Origin of the sequence: Marinifilum breve, from assembly GCF_003202155.1 — a bacterium.
GTDB lineage: Bacteria > Bacteroidota > Bacteroidia > Bacteroidales > Marinifilaceae > Marinifilum > Marinifilum breve.
Map to the genome: position 1 here is coordinate 132,726 of NZ_QFLI01000005.1, position 16,560 is coordinate 149,285.

A 16,560-nucleotide genomic window follows, 5' to 3' on the forward strand; every position below is an offset into this window, starting at 1 on the left:
AAAATTGCTGCTATGTACTTGGCAATCCCTGTGCCAAACAAAAAAGTCCTCACATTTTTTTGTAAGGACCCTTCATTTGTATTTTAAAATGATTTTCTGTACTCTTTCGTCATTTCGAAAATATGAGACAGAATTCTCTTTTCTATATCATCAAATTCTTTTCCCCTGCGTTTCATTACCAAGTCAGCAACTTCAAAAGTCGCTCTTAAACGATACTCTTTAAATCCATGATGTCCTCCCATAGAGAATGAAGGAATAAAGTTGCGAGGGAAACCCGCTCCAAATACATTAGAACTTACTCCAATCACAGTACCGGTATTTAGCATGGTATTAATGCCCAGCTTGGAATGATCGCCCATTATGGTACCACAAAACTGCAAACCGGTTCTGGCAAAATTTTGGGTTACGTAGTTCCAAAGCTTTACCTGTGAATAGTTATTCTTCAGGTTAGAATTATTGGTATCTGCACCAATATTACACCATTCGCCAAGAACTGCATTACCAAGGAAACCATCATGCGCTTTGCTCGAATAACCAAACAATACCACATTGTTCAATTCTCCTCCACACTTACAATAAGGTCCAAGCGTTGTTGCTCCATATACCTTTGCTCCCAATTTAAGCTCTGCGTGTTCGCACATTGCTAAAGGTCCTCTAACCAAAACACCTTCCATGATTACAGCATCTTTGCCAATATAAATTGGTCCTTCCTGGGCATTTAAAGTGGCAAATTCAACACTTGCTCCTTCTTCTATAAAGATATTCTCCTTTCCCAATACATTTACCGTATCCGAAATTGCTTGCGACTCTCTTCCTTCTGTAAGCAAAGCAAAATCTTGGCGAAGGATTTTATCGTTTAATGAGAAAATATCGTAGGTTTTGTGAATTCGATCAAATTCTCCTGTGAATTCGATCTTATTTACACCTTCCAATTTCTCATTTTGCACCTGTGCAATCTCATCAGCATTTAGGCAAGCCGCAATCACAAGATCATTTGCGATTAAGAAATCTCCTTCCTTTAAATTCTGGATGGCATTAAGCAATTCCTTATTTGCTATAACAGATCCATTGATTAAAATGTTCGTATCATCCTTTTTTAAAGGATACTTCTCACTCAAATATTCTTGAGTCAAAAAGCTAAATTCAGTATTTAATAAGCGTTCCCATTTCTCGCGTATGGTTGTAATCCCAATACGAATCTCCGAAACAGGACGAGTAAATGTAAGAGGAAGCAATTCGTTCCATGCTCCATCATCAAAAAGAATATAATTCATTGCAGTAGTAATAGTAAATCCCGAAAGGATTCGTGTGTATCAAATTTTATGTATTGTCAAAAATACAAAAAAAGAGTTGAATAACTTGCTTTGATTGTACATCGCAATTCTTCACTCCAAAATTTGCACAAAAAAAAAGCTCCGAATATCGGAGCTTTTCTTCTATAGTAATTTTTGATCTTACTTCTTGAACTTCTTGTAACGGTTCATGAACTTGTCTACACGTCCAGCAGTATCTACCAAAGTCATCTTACCTGTATAGAATGGGTGAGATGTGTTAGAAATCTCTAATTTTACCAATGGGTACTCTGTTCCTTCAACTTCGATTGTTTCTTTAGTGTTAGCAGTAGACTTCGCTAAAAAAACAGTTTCGTTAGACATGTCTTTAAAAGCTACCAAACGGTAGTTTTCCGGATGTATTCCCTTTTTCATTTTAAATATCCTTTAAATTTCTTATAATCTTCTTCCAATGGAGTGCAAAGGTAGATATTGTAATTTATTTTGCAAAGAATTATTTAATTATTCTGCACTTTCCTTCGCTTTTTTCCTCTTTGCCTTATCTCCTCTGTTTTCCAGAGGGATAATAGGTGTTCGAACAAAAGGCTTATTGGGGTCAAAAAGGTATCTGTAGGTGAAATGAGTCTTCATTTTAACTCCACCAACCGATTCGTAAATTGAAATCATCTTCGGATTGAAATCACCCACCCACGACAATTCCAATTCATTGTAATGAGGTTTGCGTTTCATCACCTTGTCCATATGCCAGAAAATTGCCGACTCCACACCAAACCTCTGGTATTTCGGAACAACTCCCATAATGGTAATACGAGCTCGGGTAATTGTTTTTCTTTTCAGATAATACAAGAACTTTAACTTGTTCCAAAGGTTAAACTTCCCATTCATCTTTATCAGGATCTGGTTGATATCAGGCATTGCAACAAAAAATGCAATTGGTTTTCCCTCGTGATAAGCAAACCAAATAAATTCCTCCTCAATCACGCCTTTTCCTTCTCTGGCAATTTTTCTAAGATCTTCCGGATCTATTGGCGAAAAATTATCATGAAATTTCCAGGCTTCATTGTATACCGAAATGATATCCTGTACGTATTTTTCTGAGTTATCGTATCTGAAATGCTCGAAAGTAAAACCTGGTTTCTTTGCAATCCACTCGGCTATTTTCCAAAATCGCTCCGGGAATTTCTTTCTCAAATCAAGATGATAGCTGTATTGTTCGAAGAATACCTTAAATCCATACTCTTCAAAAAACTCTTTGTAATATTTCTGATGGTATGGCATTCCATATCCTTGAGGAATGAACCCATCTACCAATAATCCCCAGTGGTTGTCGTTTTCACCAAAGTTTACCGGACCATCCATGGCTTCCATACCATTATCGCTTAGCCAGTTTTTTGCTGTATCAAACAATAGGAAGGCTGCCTTTTTGTCATTGATACATTCAAAAAAACCACATCCACCTGTTGGTTGGTCATAAGTATGAGCTTTCTTCTCGTTTATAAAAGCAGCAATACGACCAATGGTAGCTCCTTTCTCATCTTGAAGGATCCAACGAATGGCCTTACCATGAGAAAAGAATGAGTTATTATCAGGATTAAAAATCCCTTCTATTTCAGCATCTAACGGACGAGCATAATTTGAATCATTTTTATACAGCTTTCCAGCCAGATTCAAAAACTCTGTTCGATGCTTCTGATTTGTAACTTCTATAATATTCACAAGAAACTTCTTAAATAATGGATACCCAAAATTAATTAATCGCGATTGGCAATTTTAGCCAACAATCTTAATAGCTCAACGTACAGCCAGATTAAAGTTACCATTAATCCAAATGCGCCGTACCATTCCATATATTTTGGTGCTCCCGATTGAGCTCCTTTTTCAATAAAATCAAAATCCAATACCAGATTTAATGCTGCAATTACAACAATCACCAAGCTAATACCAATGCTCATTAAACTTGAACCGTAATAGAACCCATTTCCAATTCCAAACATGTTCATGATCCAAGTTACAAGGTAGAATAACATTACACCACCTGTAGCAGCAACAATTCCTGCCTTAAATTTTTGAGTCACCTTGATTAAACCAGTTTTGTATGCAAACAACATGGCAAACAAAACTCCGAAAGTTAAACCTACCGCTTGCATTACAATACCAGGATATGCAGCATTCATCAATGCTGAAATTCCTCCCAAGAACAAACCTTCGAACAATGCATAAAAAGGTGCGGTATAAGGTGATGCTTTCGGTTTAAACACAGTTATCAAGGCCAAAATTAAACCCCCAATAGCTCCTCCAATCATCCAAGGATAAACCGATGAAGTGATTTCGCCAGTACTGGTTACTGAAACCATTCCCCATGTAAAACTTGCCGCAGCTACTACAAAAAACAGCAACATTGCAATTTTATTCACAGTACCATTAATGGTCATTGTTTCACCATAAACTTCTGCTCTTGAAGTTTGAAATATCTTCTCACTTAATACCGGATTAGAACTCTTTGTTAATGCCATATATCTTAGTTATTTATCTACAATAATTTTATAGTTATGATATTATTTCGAGCCTCAAATTTACTCTGTTTAATTCTGATTTCCTAGATTTTTAAACCTTTAGCCTCTTAAATATTCTTAAAATGATCTACAATTCAATCTCGTATTGCAAATCGTCCCATACTTCCTGCCAATTTTCATCTTTTGCACGCAAACCACGAACCTTATCACAAATGGTATCAGCAATCTCTTTGTTTACGCGAACCATTTTGCCCAAACTTCTTTTCATCTGATTTCTCAGGTAAAATTCATCGATATTGCTTGGAATCATTTCAACAAACTTGAACAACTCTCTTACCTTCACCTCATCCTTTTTCATAGCCAGGCGACCAGAAATGATTACTGCACACAATACCCTTCGGTAATTTTCCGATTGCAGCCATTCCGAAATCAATTCATAAACATTTGGCATGTACATGAACAAATTCATGCTTACCTGCTCTATCAGCTCATTGGAATCCATTTCATCCAACCAACGGTTGATTTGATCCTCATTCACCTTTTCAGGTTCCTCTAACAAACTGGCCAGAATTTTTGTTTCGCGAAATGCTTTTGTCCAAAGTTTATGTGCCAGCAAATGATCTTTCGAATACCCACCTGCCAATTCTCTCAAATTAACAATTGTTGCCCCTAATGATTTTTGATAGTTCAAACCATATTTTTTCATCTCACTATGGGTTTCACCATTGCGTAAAATTTGAACTTTCTTAAATATTTCCTGAAAAACTGCTTCCGTTTCCTTATCGTCGATAAAAAATTCCATTTTTTTTAATTTGTTAACTGCCTACAAAGGTAGACTTTATAATTCTTTGGAAATATTTTTTTCATTTTTATTTGGATGATTTGTCAGGATTTCTCTATATTTGCACCGCTAACGCGAAAATGGTGGATGTAGCTCAGTTGGTTAGAGCGCTGGATTGTGGTTCCAGAGGTCGCCGGTTCGACCCCGGTCTTTCACCCTACTTTTTTTATTACATTACATGGTGGATGTAGCTCAGTTGGTTAGAGCGCTGGATTGTGGTTCCAGAGGTCGCCGGTTCGACCCCGGTCTTTCACCCTAAGAGAAAAGCAAGTTCTATTTGAGCTTGCTTTTTTGTTTTCTTATTTTTCATCCTTCTCTTTTAACAGATCTCTAATTTCTGTAAGCAACTCTATATCTTTCGGAGTAGCCACCGTTTGATCTTTAACATCCTCCCCTTTGCGTCTGATGTTATTAATTACCTTTACTACTGCAAAAATAACCAGAGCAATAATGAAAAAATCCAAAGTAACCTGAATAAAGTTCCCATATTTAAGCTCAACCAAATCTTTCACGATCTCTCCATTGGCATCTATCTGTTTTTCCTGCAAAACAATGCTAAGACTCTGCAGGTTTACCTTACCAACCACCATGCTAAATGCTGGCAATAGCACATCGTTAACCAGCGATGATACAATTTTATTGAAGGCAACACCAATAATGATTCCAATGGCCATATCGAACATATTGCCTTTAATGGCAAATTCTTTAAATTCCTTTAGTATCTTCATTTCATTTAGATCTTTAATTGCAATTTTAAGATATGAATATATTTCCTATATGTTGCTGTTCAACTTATTGCTATCACTCAAAAAAAAACTTCCTCACTATTCCTAAATTCATTAAAACATTATAAACAAGTTTTATTATCTTTAATAAGATTATTCTATCCATACATTTAATTGATATCTTAAACCAATAAGAACTAAGGCTGTTTTAATGAGCATCGCTTCCACCAATATAAACACGAAATTCTTCGATTCGCTTCTTAATGGAAATCGGATAACTTGCTCGCAGTTGATTAAAGAACAGGTGAAACAAGGGATTGATATTAAAGATTTGTACGAAAATGTAATGAAGCCCTCGCTCTATAAAATTGGAGAATTGTGGGAACTCAACAAAATAAGCGTAGCCACAGAGCACTTGGCATCAGCAATTGTTGAAGCCATATTAAACGAACTTTATCCCCATCTTGTTACGGCCTGTAAAAAAGAGAGTAAAGCCATTGTTTTGTGTGTGGAAAATGAACACCATCAGATTGGCGTAAAAATGGTGAGTGACATTTTGGAAACCAATGGGTGGCATTCTTATTTTCTGGGAGCAAATACTCCCATTAAGGAACTCATCGATTTTGCAAAAACCACAAATCCTGATTTAATAGCCATTTCTATGAGTCTATTTTTTCATCTGCCCTTACTTGAGAAAATGATTCAAAAAATATCAGAAGAAATGCCCAACACCCAAATTCTTGTTGGTGGACAAGGATTCAGAAGAGGAGGCATCGATGTAATCGCAAAATATTCCAATGTCTTATATCTTCCTAACCTATTTGAATTTGACCAATACCTTAAAACACTACCCTATGAATAAACAACAACTACTATCATCTGCCAAAGAATTACAACAAGTAAACCACAATACAGCTAAAGAGTATCTGGAAAAATCAGAAATTCTGATCGGCAAAATCAACACCAAAATGTTGAATCGTGAGGACATTAAAAACCTAATAGGAGAAAACAATTTGGATATGATGAAAGACAATCATGCCAACCATGCTCGTTTCATTCATTCCATTTTAACTCATTACGATGCCGAAACTTTGGTGGATACCATATTGTGGGTTTTCAGAGCATATCGAAGCCATGGTTTTTCTATGAACTATTGGGCTGCTCAATTAAATGCATGGATTGAAATTCTGAAAGAGGTATTAAGCGAAGAAAGTTATGCCGAAATACATCCCTATTACAATTGGATGCTGATTCACATTCCGGCCTTTGTTTCTCTTTCTGATGAAAAATTAGGAAGCATAAATCCAGTACATTAAAACCAATTCTCAATGCCAAATCAAAATGTTCATTGCCTGCTAAACAATTGGCAGGATGAAATCGATGAATCGATATTAAAAAGCAATTCCCTTTGTGCAGCAATGTTTACAATCGGCGGAAAATTACTTTTTAGCAATCCTGCTTTCGATTCGCTGATCACCACCGATGCACTTGCCTCCTTTATCAATCCCAGCTTCGAAGATCTTATTGCTCTTCCAAACCACAATATTTTGATTTTTGAAGGATACCTAACCCTTGGCAGCATGGATTCCACTAATACATCCATTTTTGTACAAGCCTATCGCAAGGATGAGCAAATTCTTATACTCGGTGGAATGAACAACCAGCAATTGCTAGAACAAAACGACAAAATGGCTGGTTTAAACCGTGAAATTAGTAATCTGCAACGGGAGTTACTAAAGAAAAACATCTCGCTCGAAAGCACCCTTAAAGATTTAAATGAATCGAACTTGCGCCTGAAAAACGAGAAGAAAACTCGCGATAAAATTTTCTCGGTAATTGCTCACGACTTAAGAAGTCCTTTCAATACCATAATAGGATTTTCTGAACTCCTAATGGACGAATTTGAAATGATAGATGGTGATGAAATTCGCGAACATGCAGGCATCATTCACGAATCGGCACAAAACACCCTGTTTTTACTCGACAATTTATTGCATTGGGCCAAATCTCAAACCGGAGAAATCAACTTTCAGCCTGAAGCAAGCAATCTTTTCGAAATTGTAGAAATGGCCGTGATTAATGCGAACCCAGCAGCAAAATACAAAGAAATTGAGCTCTCTCATCATATTCCTGAAGACATATCGATTTATGCCGATAACCTAATGATGGATACCATCTTGAGAAACCTTGTAACCAATGCCATTAAATTCACAAACAAGAAGGGCAGCATAAAAATTGAGGCCAAAGCAAACAAAGATTGGGCAGAAATAATGATTACAGACAATGGTGTAGGAATGGATAATAACACCTGCACCAATTTGTTTTCCAACTCAGTATCACATAGCACAAAAGGAACCGATAACGAGAAAGGTTCCGGACTAGGCCTAAAATTATGCCAGGAGTTTATCCAAAAACACGGAGGCCGCATTTGGGCCGAGAGCGAAATAGGAAAAGGAAGCAAATTTACTTTTACAATGCCGATATTTAAGTAGTTGATTTTAAAATTTAAAGAGCAACGGAAAGTATTTGTTTTAATTACCGCTGACAATATCGATGAATCGGGATTTGCAATAAAAGAATGCGAACGCATCTTAAACCTAAAGAATTGCGAGATAACGACACTAAAGGGAAAAACAAATATCGTGAACCTCACTTTAAACCAAAATTGATTGCTCGTAAGTGATAATGCCACTTTTCTTTTTTGCGTAAATCATTAAATCGGTTGAGAAAAGCAAGTTCTGTATGAATTTGCTTTTTTTGTTTATATCCTCCCCCTCTTTTTACTCAATCGAACTTCCCTTAAAGGATATATTTATATCTTTATTCTTCTACTAATTAACAAAGTTGTCTTACAATTGACAAAAGAGATTCTATGAATAAATTTATTCTAATCGTTTTTGTACTGCTTCTTGGTTCATGCAAAAATATACACGAAAGAAAATTAATTGGATTATATACAATTGACAATGTCGCGTTTCAAAACAATTCCATATTACATTCATTAGGAGCAAATATGATTAAATTTAGTAAAGATGGCACTTGTGATTTACCCAAAATACGATTAGACGAGTCGTTAAATACTGAAGAAAATTATGGAACTTGGTGTATTGACAGACAAGACACAACTATTATTATCAATTCAGAACACACAGTTTTAAGTGGAAAATTCAATCTATCATTTAAAAAAGATCACAATAATAAACTTCTTCAAATTGTTTTGAAAAATGAAGATTTACACATGACAGCATCTAAAATGCTGCAAAATTTTGATCTCAACAAGAATAATTGGTAATACTTCCATGAATAAAATTTAAATTGAATAATAATGACAACAGGACTATTTATATCTATACTTGGAGCTCTTTCTGCAATAACTGTTTCAATAATTGGAGCATGGCTAGCCAACAAAAACAGTATTATCTTACAGACAAGAAAGTTAAAAGAAGAGCATTATGTAGCTTATATTGAAGCCCTGCATAATCTTGCCGGTGAAAACAATAAAGAGTCAACAAGAAAATATGTCTTCGCTCGTGATAAGCTATTACTAATTGCAAGTGAAAATGTCATTAAAGCTATGCTTGAATTTGAAGAAGAAGCTGTAGGAAAACAAAATGATAAACATGATGACTATTTGACTGAACTTATTAAAACAATCAGAAAGGACTTAAAATTAAAAGACAAGCATTTTCCTAAAATCTACTTGAAAAAAAGTTAATTTGAATTGCATTGATATAACAAAAGCAAGCCCAAAGGCTTGCTTTTTCATATCCTATTAAAGGTCCTACTATTCATTGGTAGCAACCTCTTCTTCTGTTCGTTTCCTATTGGCAGGATCAACAATCATTCGAGCATTTTTGTAGGCACGATAAAATTCCTCATCCCCATTAAACAGCTCCATAAAAGGATCAATGCGATTAATCAGCAAGCTATAAATTTCAACGATACAATCTTCTATCATTTCATTGGCATTTTTACGCTCATTAATCAATTGTCGAGGCTCTATCATGAGCTTTTCAAACTCGGCAATCTCATTGCTCAGTTCTGTCTTTAATTCTTCAGTTAATCCGTAATCTGCCAATTCGGTAGCTATAGGTGCAATTTTCTCTGCCAGGTTTTTGGCATAGCTCAGCAGATCCTGCTGTCGCATTCTCACACCCAATTCAGCTTCTGAGGTCACCAAGAAACTTTGTAAATTCTCATCCTTTTTCATATAGGCATAAACATGAACCACATTACTTACCACCAGGCATATGGATATCAATTCGGCCTTTGCCACATTTTTATTACCCGCAGGTTTGTTCGGAATACTACCTACTTTTGCAAAAAGTTCAACCGCTTTATCAACCGAAGTGTTTAAAGCTGCTACTGCATTTACCATTGCAGGAATTCCAGAATATTTGCTCTCGTTGGTTTTAAGAACATTTACCACTTGCAAGTTTGCATTGTGACGGGAAATGATTGTCTTCTTCATTTTAAAATAGTGTTTGTTTTTATTGTTTATTTATATTTTATCAAAATGAATTTATAGAATTATTATCAGAAAACAAAAACTACTGTTTAGTTTAATATTACTCATAATACTCACCATCTGAACACTTACAAGCTTTCATCTCTCACCTTGCCGATTCCATCAGTAAAATAAAGGAGATTTATGAATTCGATTTAATTTTCGCCTAACAGAACTACACCTTCTATTTATGTATATCACATGCTTTCTAATCAAAATACAAACGAACCGAATCAAAATCAGACCTCACTGAATCATTTTCCCAGTCTATTGAATTGAAATTATAGGCTATCTAATTGAAATGAGTATGCATTGAAAGGAAATGCCAAGGCGATGAAGAGCACTCCAAGGCTACTGAATCGAAATTAGTACGCACTGAATGACAATCCGAGTGTTATGAATTGCATTTCAGGTCCACTGAATTGAACTTCAAGTGTACTGAATCGAGATCCGTGTCTTCTGAATCACACATCGAGTGTTCTGAATCGAACTGCAAGCCTTCTGAATTGGAAAGTGTACTTATTGAAGCATCGACACCAGGCATTGAAGCAAAGATTGTGATGCCTGAATAGAAATGCCAATGGATTGAATGGAAGGATCTATTCACAAACCGAACCATTAGGTGGTATGAAAGAAATCTTTATTCAAACGAATAAGCCAACGAGAAAACATTGGAATAACGAGCGATGGATTGGTCGCCAACATCGGTTAATGCATAATCCAATCGGAAATTTTTGTAGTTGATTCCCAAGCCCAAGTTGGGTTGAAAGGTCCAGCTTTTGCTGTTGTCGAAATCTGTTTCTTCCTGGAAATTATTTACCCCTGCTCGCAAGAAAATGAACTTTTTAAAAGAAGCTTCTATTCCCATGTGTGGATCGATACTTATGGGATCGCCTTGCACCAATACATTTCGCTTGCCATCGAAAGTAAGATCGGTATTAAACTCGGCCAGCAAGGCAAACTTATCAGACAATTGAAACTCTCTGCTCACCCCTAAAATCAATTTTGGCAAAGTTAGCTCGGTTGAATTTTCTGGAATTTCGTTACCGGTTACTGCAAAAACCTCTTCTAACTGATCGGTTTTAAACACCCACGAATTAAATGTGCTTGTAGCATCGCGCAAAAGCGCTCCAAATTTCCATGAAGATGTGCTATAGGTCGCTGCCAAATCGATACCAAAACCATAGGCCGAAGCAAAATCGCCGGTGTGGCGGTAAATTAGTTTTACATTCCCCCCAACATCTAATCCTTTGATTCCCGTTTTGCGCGCATAAGAAATCAGCAAAGCATAATCGGCAGAGGTAAAAGTTGTAATGCGATCGTAACGCAGGTTTCCATCCTTATCAATCAACTCCAAAGTATTTGGGATATCATCTACTCCAAAACGAATAAAACTGAAGGCTATGGCACTTTCTTTATTCAATTTTACAGCTAGTCCTGCATAATCGTATGCCGACAAGCCTCCAAAATACTCGGCATGCATGGCTGCTACATCGTATTTATTATCGATTTTAACCAATGAGGCAGGGTTCCAATAGGCCGCTTCAACATTCGATTGAGATGCAACACTGGCATTTCCCATGGCAAAAGATCGGGCTCCGACTCCTATGGAAAGGAATTCGTTACTGTAGGTAGGAGCCGAAGTTTGTGCTACTGACAAACTACAAAATCCTAATATTAAAAAGAGTGTGAGTAATACTCGCATATTGTACAATTCTAGAATCGTAAAAATAATATGCTTTTTTTAATCTCTAGCATAATTGGGGTGTAAATAAGCAGAATCGAAAAATTCACTTATTTTTGTGAATCTACAAACAAAACAGAAAGCATGAGCATTGTAAAACACATCCCAAACACCATTACCTGTTTAAATTTATTTTCGGGCTGCACAGCAAGTTTACTGGCCGTTGAAGGTCATTTAGAGTTGGCGGCAGCACTGGTTTTAGTCGCTTCAGTATTCGACTTTATGGATGGTTTGGCTGCTCGAGCGTTAAAGGCATACTCGGCCATGGGTAAGGAATTAGATTCCTTAGCAGATATGGTAAGCTTTGGTTTAACACCAGGTTTAATTGCTTTTGGTTATCTGAAAATTGCAATTTTAGGTGATGCAACTGTCGATTTTAACCCTGATGAATTGAGCATTTCGCAAATGGCAATTCTTCTATCGGCATTTATTATTCCTATTTTTTCGGCTCTTCGCCTTGCAAAATTTAATGTAGACGAAAGACAAGCTGCATCGTTTGTTGGGGTGCCTACACCTGCAAATGCAATGTTTTGGGCCTCGATTCCTTTGGTGTTGCACTTTGGCGATTATCCTTTTATTGTAGAATGGCTCGCTAATCCTGCAATTATTATTGTAGCCATTGTAATTACTTCGTTATTGCTAACTGCAGAAATTCCAATGTTTGCTTTAAAAGTGAAAAACCTAAGTTGGCAGGATAACAAAATCAGATACTTATTTTTAATGAGTTTGGTTTTATTGTCCGTATTGGTAAAATGGCTTGTAATTCCTCTTGTAATTTTTGTTTACATCCTGTTTTCGATCATTGATAATCTTACCAAGAAGAAATAAAAAAACAAATAAACAGAAACGCCGCAAAGATGATTTGCGGCGTTTTTCATTTTATACTTTTATCGCTTACTTGTTGTATCTCAATTCCTCGATTGGTTCTTCATTCTTCTTAAAATAATTTTCGAAATATCGATAGGCCAACCATACGATTAAAATAGCAAGAAAAAATAATCCTATTCTCTCTACAGTTCCTAATCCTAACATCTCTTTCCATGTAATAGCATCGGGATTAGATTTGCTAAGGAAAAAAGCCGTTCCATTATTCACAGCATGAATGATCATACAAAGCAGAAGCGATTTTGTTTTCCAGTATAGGTATCCAATTACAATCCCGATGGAAAAAGCCGAAACAAATTGCCATGGATTAAAATGCATGATTCCAAAAAATACTGCCGACCAAACAATTGCTTTCCAAGGGCTATAGTTTTTCAGCAAGCCATCCAAAACAATTCCTCTCACTAATAACTCTTCTAAAATAGGTGCTGCAATAGCCACTGATATGAATCCCCACAGATTGTCCTGCATCAGGTCCTTAAATAATTCCATTAACCACTCAGGTGCTGGCACCCAACTAGTGATTTCAACATTTATTACCAACATGCATAAGGTTACAATTACCACAACTGGCAGTAATACCATTGGAAAAGGATTAAAAGCAAAGGCATTCTCATTTTTAGGGTTCTTCTTCTTATATCCTAATACAATAAAGATCAATATCGCAAATGGCAAAGCATAATTGATAAAACTCATAGGCCCTTTCAGACTGTCTCCCAGCACAGGTTGTATTAATCCAGCTGGTATACCATACCCAATCATAACCAGTAATAAAATTCCAATAATCCCCCAAGATTGTTTAATGCTTGGGTATGCCATTTTTTCGGTCTTAACAGCTTCTTGCTGCTGTGTGTTCATTTCTTCCATCTATTTTTCTGATAATGTATTGTTCTTCTGAATTACTACCTGCTCCTGTAAGGATGATAGCATATGAGTAAATAATTCTCTTAACTCTCCATAATAATCTTTACTGAATTGAGGTTTCTTAATCTCAAACAGAGTTCTCATTTGCAAAACATTTCCCTGATTTTGCGTTGTAATCAAGTATTTTCCAAATCCATTGGATAGCTTTATTACTTTTGATTTTGGAGCCTCCTCAATACGATACTCCTTGGGAAGTTTAAGGTTAATCAGAATTGATTGATATCGATAATAATTAAAATCAATTCGATATTGCCTATCTTCTTTTATAAATGGATTATCCTTAAAAACAGCGGGAAATGGTTCGAAATAGATCATATCGCTATCGAAATCCATATCGGTCATCGGCAGTTTACATGTAATTTCCAACGGTTTGTTTACCTTATCAGCATTTACGATTTGTACTGAATCTTTATTCAATTCTACTTCCGACTCATCAACCATGGTTTTCAGAAACTCTTCCAAACCATATTTTTTGATCAATTTTCTTGATTCTACCGCATAATAACCACTCTCTATAATTTTAAACCTACAGTTTGGTTCATCTTTATCTGTAAAATCATAGTTTAAAACCAAATGTTGGCGAGATTTTGTATAAGCCAATACTTTTTCCCAGCGGGCTTTGTTCTTTTCAATCACCAAAGCAAAGTAATTTAAATCTTTCTCTTCCAATAACTGATATGGTCGATATGGTGAAGTAGCATTTAAAAACAACTTCTTCCCAGACATTTCCACATAGGCTAAAGCCTGATTAAACTGGCTCATCAAAGGATAGCTCTTTTGTAAAAGTCCTAAGTTATTGGTACGGGTCAAAGCTGGTTCTGCCTTTATTCCAGCCTCTCTTAAAAGCAAAACCAAGAGGTAATTTATCTCTGAATTAGATGCTACTTTTTCTTCTAAAATTTTTGGAGCCGATTTTTTAGGATACAAACGGTATTCTCCATCCCACTTTATATGAGTCCGAACATAGTCATAAATTTTCTCCAATTTTTCCCAATTATTTTCATCCCCATCTAAAATTTTCTCTATCACTTTTTTAGCATAGCCTTTTCTACCAAAAAAATCGAAAGCTTCTAGATATTCGCGGGCTAACTTATCCCATGTCGATTTTACCGTAACAAATTCAATACCTCCAGCTATTCCATCGGCATTTTTATAGTATCCTGTTAATTGAAAACGAATTTGCTCAACAAAATCCATATAGTTATTCACATATGGCTCTTCTTTTATCGAACTTAAATTGGTTAATATCCACTCATTCCCCGCTACCGATGGATATTTTGCTCTTAACCTCTGTCCAAAACTTACCTGATTGTACCTAAATGAATCTGGAATATTTGCCTTAATGGAGCAATACAATGTTGGAATATCATCTTGAAAGTACCAAGTATCCAAGTAAGAGTAGAAATTGGAAACTAGCGTATATTTATATTCTATTATTGAACCTACCTTTACATTGGGCATACCAAAACGCACAGCACCATAGCTGTCATTCAAATCAACATCGAAAACTGATTTTCCATCCAAATCAGTTACTTCTTTGTCTTTATTCCCATCAAAGTTTATGGTTTGTCCCTTAACTGAAGTGATTTTTTCCAATCCATCTTTTCTCCAATATGGAAGTTCAACATTGGCTTTATCCAGCCCCTCTTCCTTAAGAATTTTAACTCTAATATGATGTCGATAATTGATTGCTCGGTAACTTACATCAACCACACAGGTTTTGCTTAAAATAACGGCAACAGCATCCGTTTCGTAGGAACATTCTGATAGTAAAATTTCATCTTTTGAGAATTTCCCATACTTTATTCCTTTAGCATGAGAGCCATAACTCATAACCAGCAAATAGATTACCAGTAAAAAAGATTTTTTTAGGCTTTTCATAAGGTGATTTTTTTTGATCACCTTAAACTAAATAAAATAACCATCTTTATGAACATATATTCACAAAGAATGATTAAACCATAATAATATAGATTCTGTAAAAATAGAAAAGTTGTTGCTGGACTTTTATTTACTTTCTATTCATCACTTCATTCTGTCTAAGAATGGCTTCTTTGTGAATCATTCTTAACAATTGAGTTGTAAACTTCTCAGATAGTCCTAAGCTTTTTGCAAGGTCAACTCCACGCTCGCGAACCTTTTCCCATCGCTGAAGTTGTAGAATGGTCATATTCTTTTCCTTTTTGTACTCTCCTATTTCTTCAACAATATTCATTCGTTGAGCTAACAATTCAATCAACTGTGCATCTACCGAATCAATTTGACTTCTATATTTTACAAGCTGATCAATCTCTTCATCACCTACCACATGTAATCTACAAACCAAACCTCTCAACAGTTCATTTAAGTCTTCAGGTGTTAGTTGCTGATCGGCATCACTCAAAGCTTCATCAGGACAAATATGACTTTCTATCATCAAACCATCCATATTCAAATCCATCGCCTTTTGGGCCATTTCATGGATGTATTTTCTACTTCCTGCAATATGACTTGGATCGCAAATAATGGGCAAATTATGGAAGCGTGATTTTAATTCAATAGGAATCTCCCATTTTGGAATATTTCGTAAAATAGTTTTTTCGAATGGATAGAAACCTCGATGAATTGCTGCAAGTTTTGAGATTCCTGCTTTATGTATGCGCTCTAAAGCTCCAATCCATAAATTGATATCTGGATTAATTGGATTCTTAACCATTACAGGCATATTCATCCCTTGCAATGCACTTGCCAATTCCTGAACAGAAAATGGATTTGATGTTGTTCTAGCACCAATCCACAAAATATCAACATTATGGCGCAAACACATTTCAACATGCTTAGGCGATGCCACCTCTACCATGGTCAACAATCCAGTTTCTTGTTTTACTGTATTCAACCACTGTAAAGCATCCAAACCTCTACCTTCAAAAGAATTTGGTCTGGTTCTAGGTTTCCAAACTCCCGCTCGAAATATCTGAACCTGTTCTGTATCATTTAAAGCCTTAGCAGTTGATACCAACTGCTCCTCAGACTCAGCACTACAAGGTCCACTAATCACTATCGGATGTGTATCCAGCTTCTTACTGAACCAATTATGTATAGGTTTGATATTATCCAATCCACTCATATCTTAAAAATTAGGATGCACAAAAA

General features: G+C 35.9%; 17 protein-coding genes and 2 tRNA genes. 8 read left to right on the forward strand and 11 right to left on the reverse strand.

The features are described 5' to 3' along the window. Positions 1-83: 83 nt before the first annotated feature. The 5 genes from DF185_RS12460 to DF185_RS12480 all read right to left on the reverse strand — a co-directional run bounded on the left by DF185_RS12460 (position 84) and on the right by DF185_RS12480 (position 4,607). The gene (locus DF185_RS12460; protein WP_110361084.1) at positions 84-1,274 is read right to left on the reverse strand and encodes a GlmU family protein; all 1,191 of its coding nucleotides are present in this window, start codon (positions 1,272-1,274) and stop codon (positions 84-86) included. A gap of 180 nt (positions 1,275-1,454) precedes the next feature. Then, positions 1,455-1,706 (reverse strand): type B 50S ribosomal protein L31, encoded by a 252-nt coding sequence (locus tag DF185_RS12465; protein ID WP_110361085.1) that lies wholly within the window; start codon positions 1,704-1,706, stop codon positions 1,455-1,457. A gap of 87 nt (positions 1,707-1,793) precedes the next feature. Further along, positions 1,794-3,008 (reverse strand): N-acetyltransferase, encoded by a 1,215-nt coding sequence (locus tag DF185_RS12470; RefSeq protein WP_207784640.1) that lies wholly within the window; start codon positions 3,006-3,008, stop codon positions 1,794-1,796. 35 nt (positions 3,009-3,043) lie between these two features. Further along, entirely contained in the window at positions 3,044-3,805 is a 762-nt protein-coding gene (locus DF185_RS12475) for a Bax inhibitor-1/YccA family protein (RefSeq protein ID WP_110361086.1), read from the reverse strand. A gap of 127 nt (positions 3,806-3,932) precedes the next feature. Beyond that, complete coding sequence (locus tag DF185_RS12480; RefSeq protein ID WP_110361087.1) at positions 3,933-4,607, reverse strand: DNA alkylation repair protein; 675 nt, start codon at positions 4,605-4,607, stop codon at positions 3,933-3,935. A gap of 121 nt (positions 4,608-4,728) precedes the next feature. On the opposite strand from DF185_RS12480, the gene DF185_RS12485 reads away from it, so the two are divergent. Further along, a tRNA-His gene (locus DF185_RS12485) sits at positions 4,729-4,804 on the forward strand. A gap of 22 nt (positions 4,805-4,826) precedes the next feature. Next, a tRNA-His gene (locus tag DF185_RS12490) sits at positions 4,827-4,902 on the forward strand. Positions 4,903-4,945: 43 nt separating this feature from the next. Here DF185_RS12490 and mscL read toward each other — a convergent pair. Next, the gene (gene mscL, locus DF185_RS12495) at positions 4,946-5,374 is read right to left on the reverse strand and encodes a large-conductance mechanosensitive channel protein MscL (protein WP_110361088.1); all 429 of its coding nucleotides are present in this window, start codon (positions 5,372-5,374) and stop codon (positions 4,946-4,948) included. A gap of 208 nt (positions 5,375-5,582) precedes the next feature. On the opposite strand from mscL, the gene DF185_RS12500 reads away from it, so the two are divergent. The 5 genes from DF185_RS12500 (at position 5,583) to DF185_RS12520 (ending at position 9,086) form a co-directional block, all read left to right on the forward strand. Next, positions 5,583-6,233: a cobalamin B12-binding domain-containing protein gene (locus DF185_RS12500; protein WP_110361089.1), complete on the forward strand. Its 651-nt coding sequence runs from the start codon at positions 5,583-5,585 to the stop codon at positions 6,231-6,233. Further along, the gene (locus DF185_RS12505) at positions 6,226-6,687 is read left to right on the forward strand and encodes a hypothetical protein (protein ID WP_110361090.1); all 462 of its coding nucleotides are present in this window, start codon (positions 6,226-6,228) and stop codon (positions 6,685-6,687) included. Before DF185_RS12500 ends, DF185_RS12505 begins: the two co-directional genes overlap by 8 nt. 12 nt (positions 6,688-6,699) lie before the next feature. Further along, positions 6,700-7,863 (forward strand): sensor histidine kinase, encoded by a 1,164-nt coding sequence (locus tag DF185_RS12510; RefSeq protein ID WP_110361091.1) that lies wholly within the window; start codon positions 6,700-6,702, stop codon positions 7,861-7,863. A 380-nt stretch (positions 7,864-8,243) separates the two neighbouring features. Further along, positions 8,244-8,663: a hypothetical protein gene (locus DF185_RS12515; RefSeq protein ID WP_110361092.1), complete on the forward strand. Its 420-nt coding sequence runs from the start codon at positions 8,244-8,246 to the stop codon at positions 8,661-8,663. Positions 8,664-8,696: 33 nt separating this feature from the next. Continuing rightward, entirely contained in the window at positions 8,697-9,086 is a 390-nt protein-coding gene (locus DF185_RS12520; RefSeq protein WP_110361093.1) for a hypothetical protein, read from the forward strand. A gap of 69 nt (positions 9,087-9,155) precedes the next feature. Here the strand turns inward: DF185_RS12520 and DF185_RS12525 are convergent, their stop codons facing one another. Together DF185_RS12525 and DF185_RS12530 are read right to left on the reverse strand one after the other, a co-directional pair. After that, positions 9,156-9,842, reverse strand: a complete 687-nt coding sequence (locus tag DF185_RS12525) for a hypothetical protein (protein ID WP_110361094.1) — start codon at positions 9,840-9,842, stop codon at positions 9,156-9,158. Between the two features lie 676 nt (positions 9,843-10,518). Then, a complete protein-coding gene (locus DF185_RS12530) occupies positions 10,519-11,583 on the reverse strand; it encodes a putative type IX sorting system protein PorV2 (RefSeq protein WP_110361095.1) in 1,065 nt (354 codons plus the stop codon). A 123-nt stretch (positions 11,584-11,706) separates the two neighbouring features. On the opposite strand from DF185_RS12530, the gene DF185_RS12535 reads away from it, so the two are divergent. Continuing rightward, positions 11,707-12,450, forward strand: a complete 744-nt coding sequence (locus DF185_RS12535) for a CDP-alcohol phosphatidyltransferase family protein (RefSeq protein WP_207784641.1) — start codon at positions 11,707-11,709, stop codon at positions 12,448-12,450. 66 nt (positions 12,451-12,516) lie between these two features. Here the strand turns inward: DF185_RS12535 and DF185_RS12540 are convergent, their stop codons facing one another. The 3 genes from DF185_RS12540 to DF185_RS12550 form a co-directional block, all read right to left on the reverse strand. Then, positions 12,517-13,362: a CPBP family intramembrane glutamic endopeptidase gene (locus tag DF185_RS12540; RefSeq protein ID WP_165836027.1), complete on the reverse strand. Its 846-nt coding sequence runs from the start codon at positions 13,360-13,362 to the stop codon at positions 12,517-12,519. A 9-nt stretch (positions 13,363-13,371) separates the two neighbouring features. Beyond that, the gene (locus DF185_RS12545) at positions 13,372-15,309 is read right to left on the reverse strand and encodes a transglutaminase family protein (RefSeq protein ID WP_110361097.1); all 1,938 of its coding nucleotides are present in this window, start codon (positions 15,307-15,309) and stop codon (positions 13,372-13,374) included. 130 nt (positions 15,310-15,439) lie between these two features. After that, on the reverse strand, positions 15,440-16,534 hold the full coding sequence (locus tag DF185_RS12550; RefSeq protein ID WP_110361098.1) for a chorismate mutase: 1,095 nt from the start codon (positions 16,532-16,534) through the stop codon (positions 15,440-15,442). Positions 16,535-16,560 lie beyond the last annotated feature (26 nt).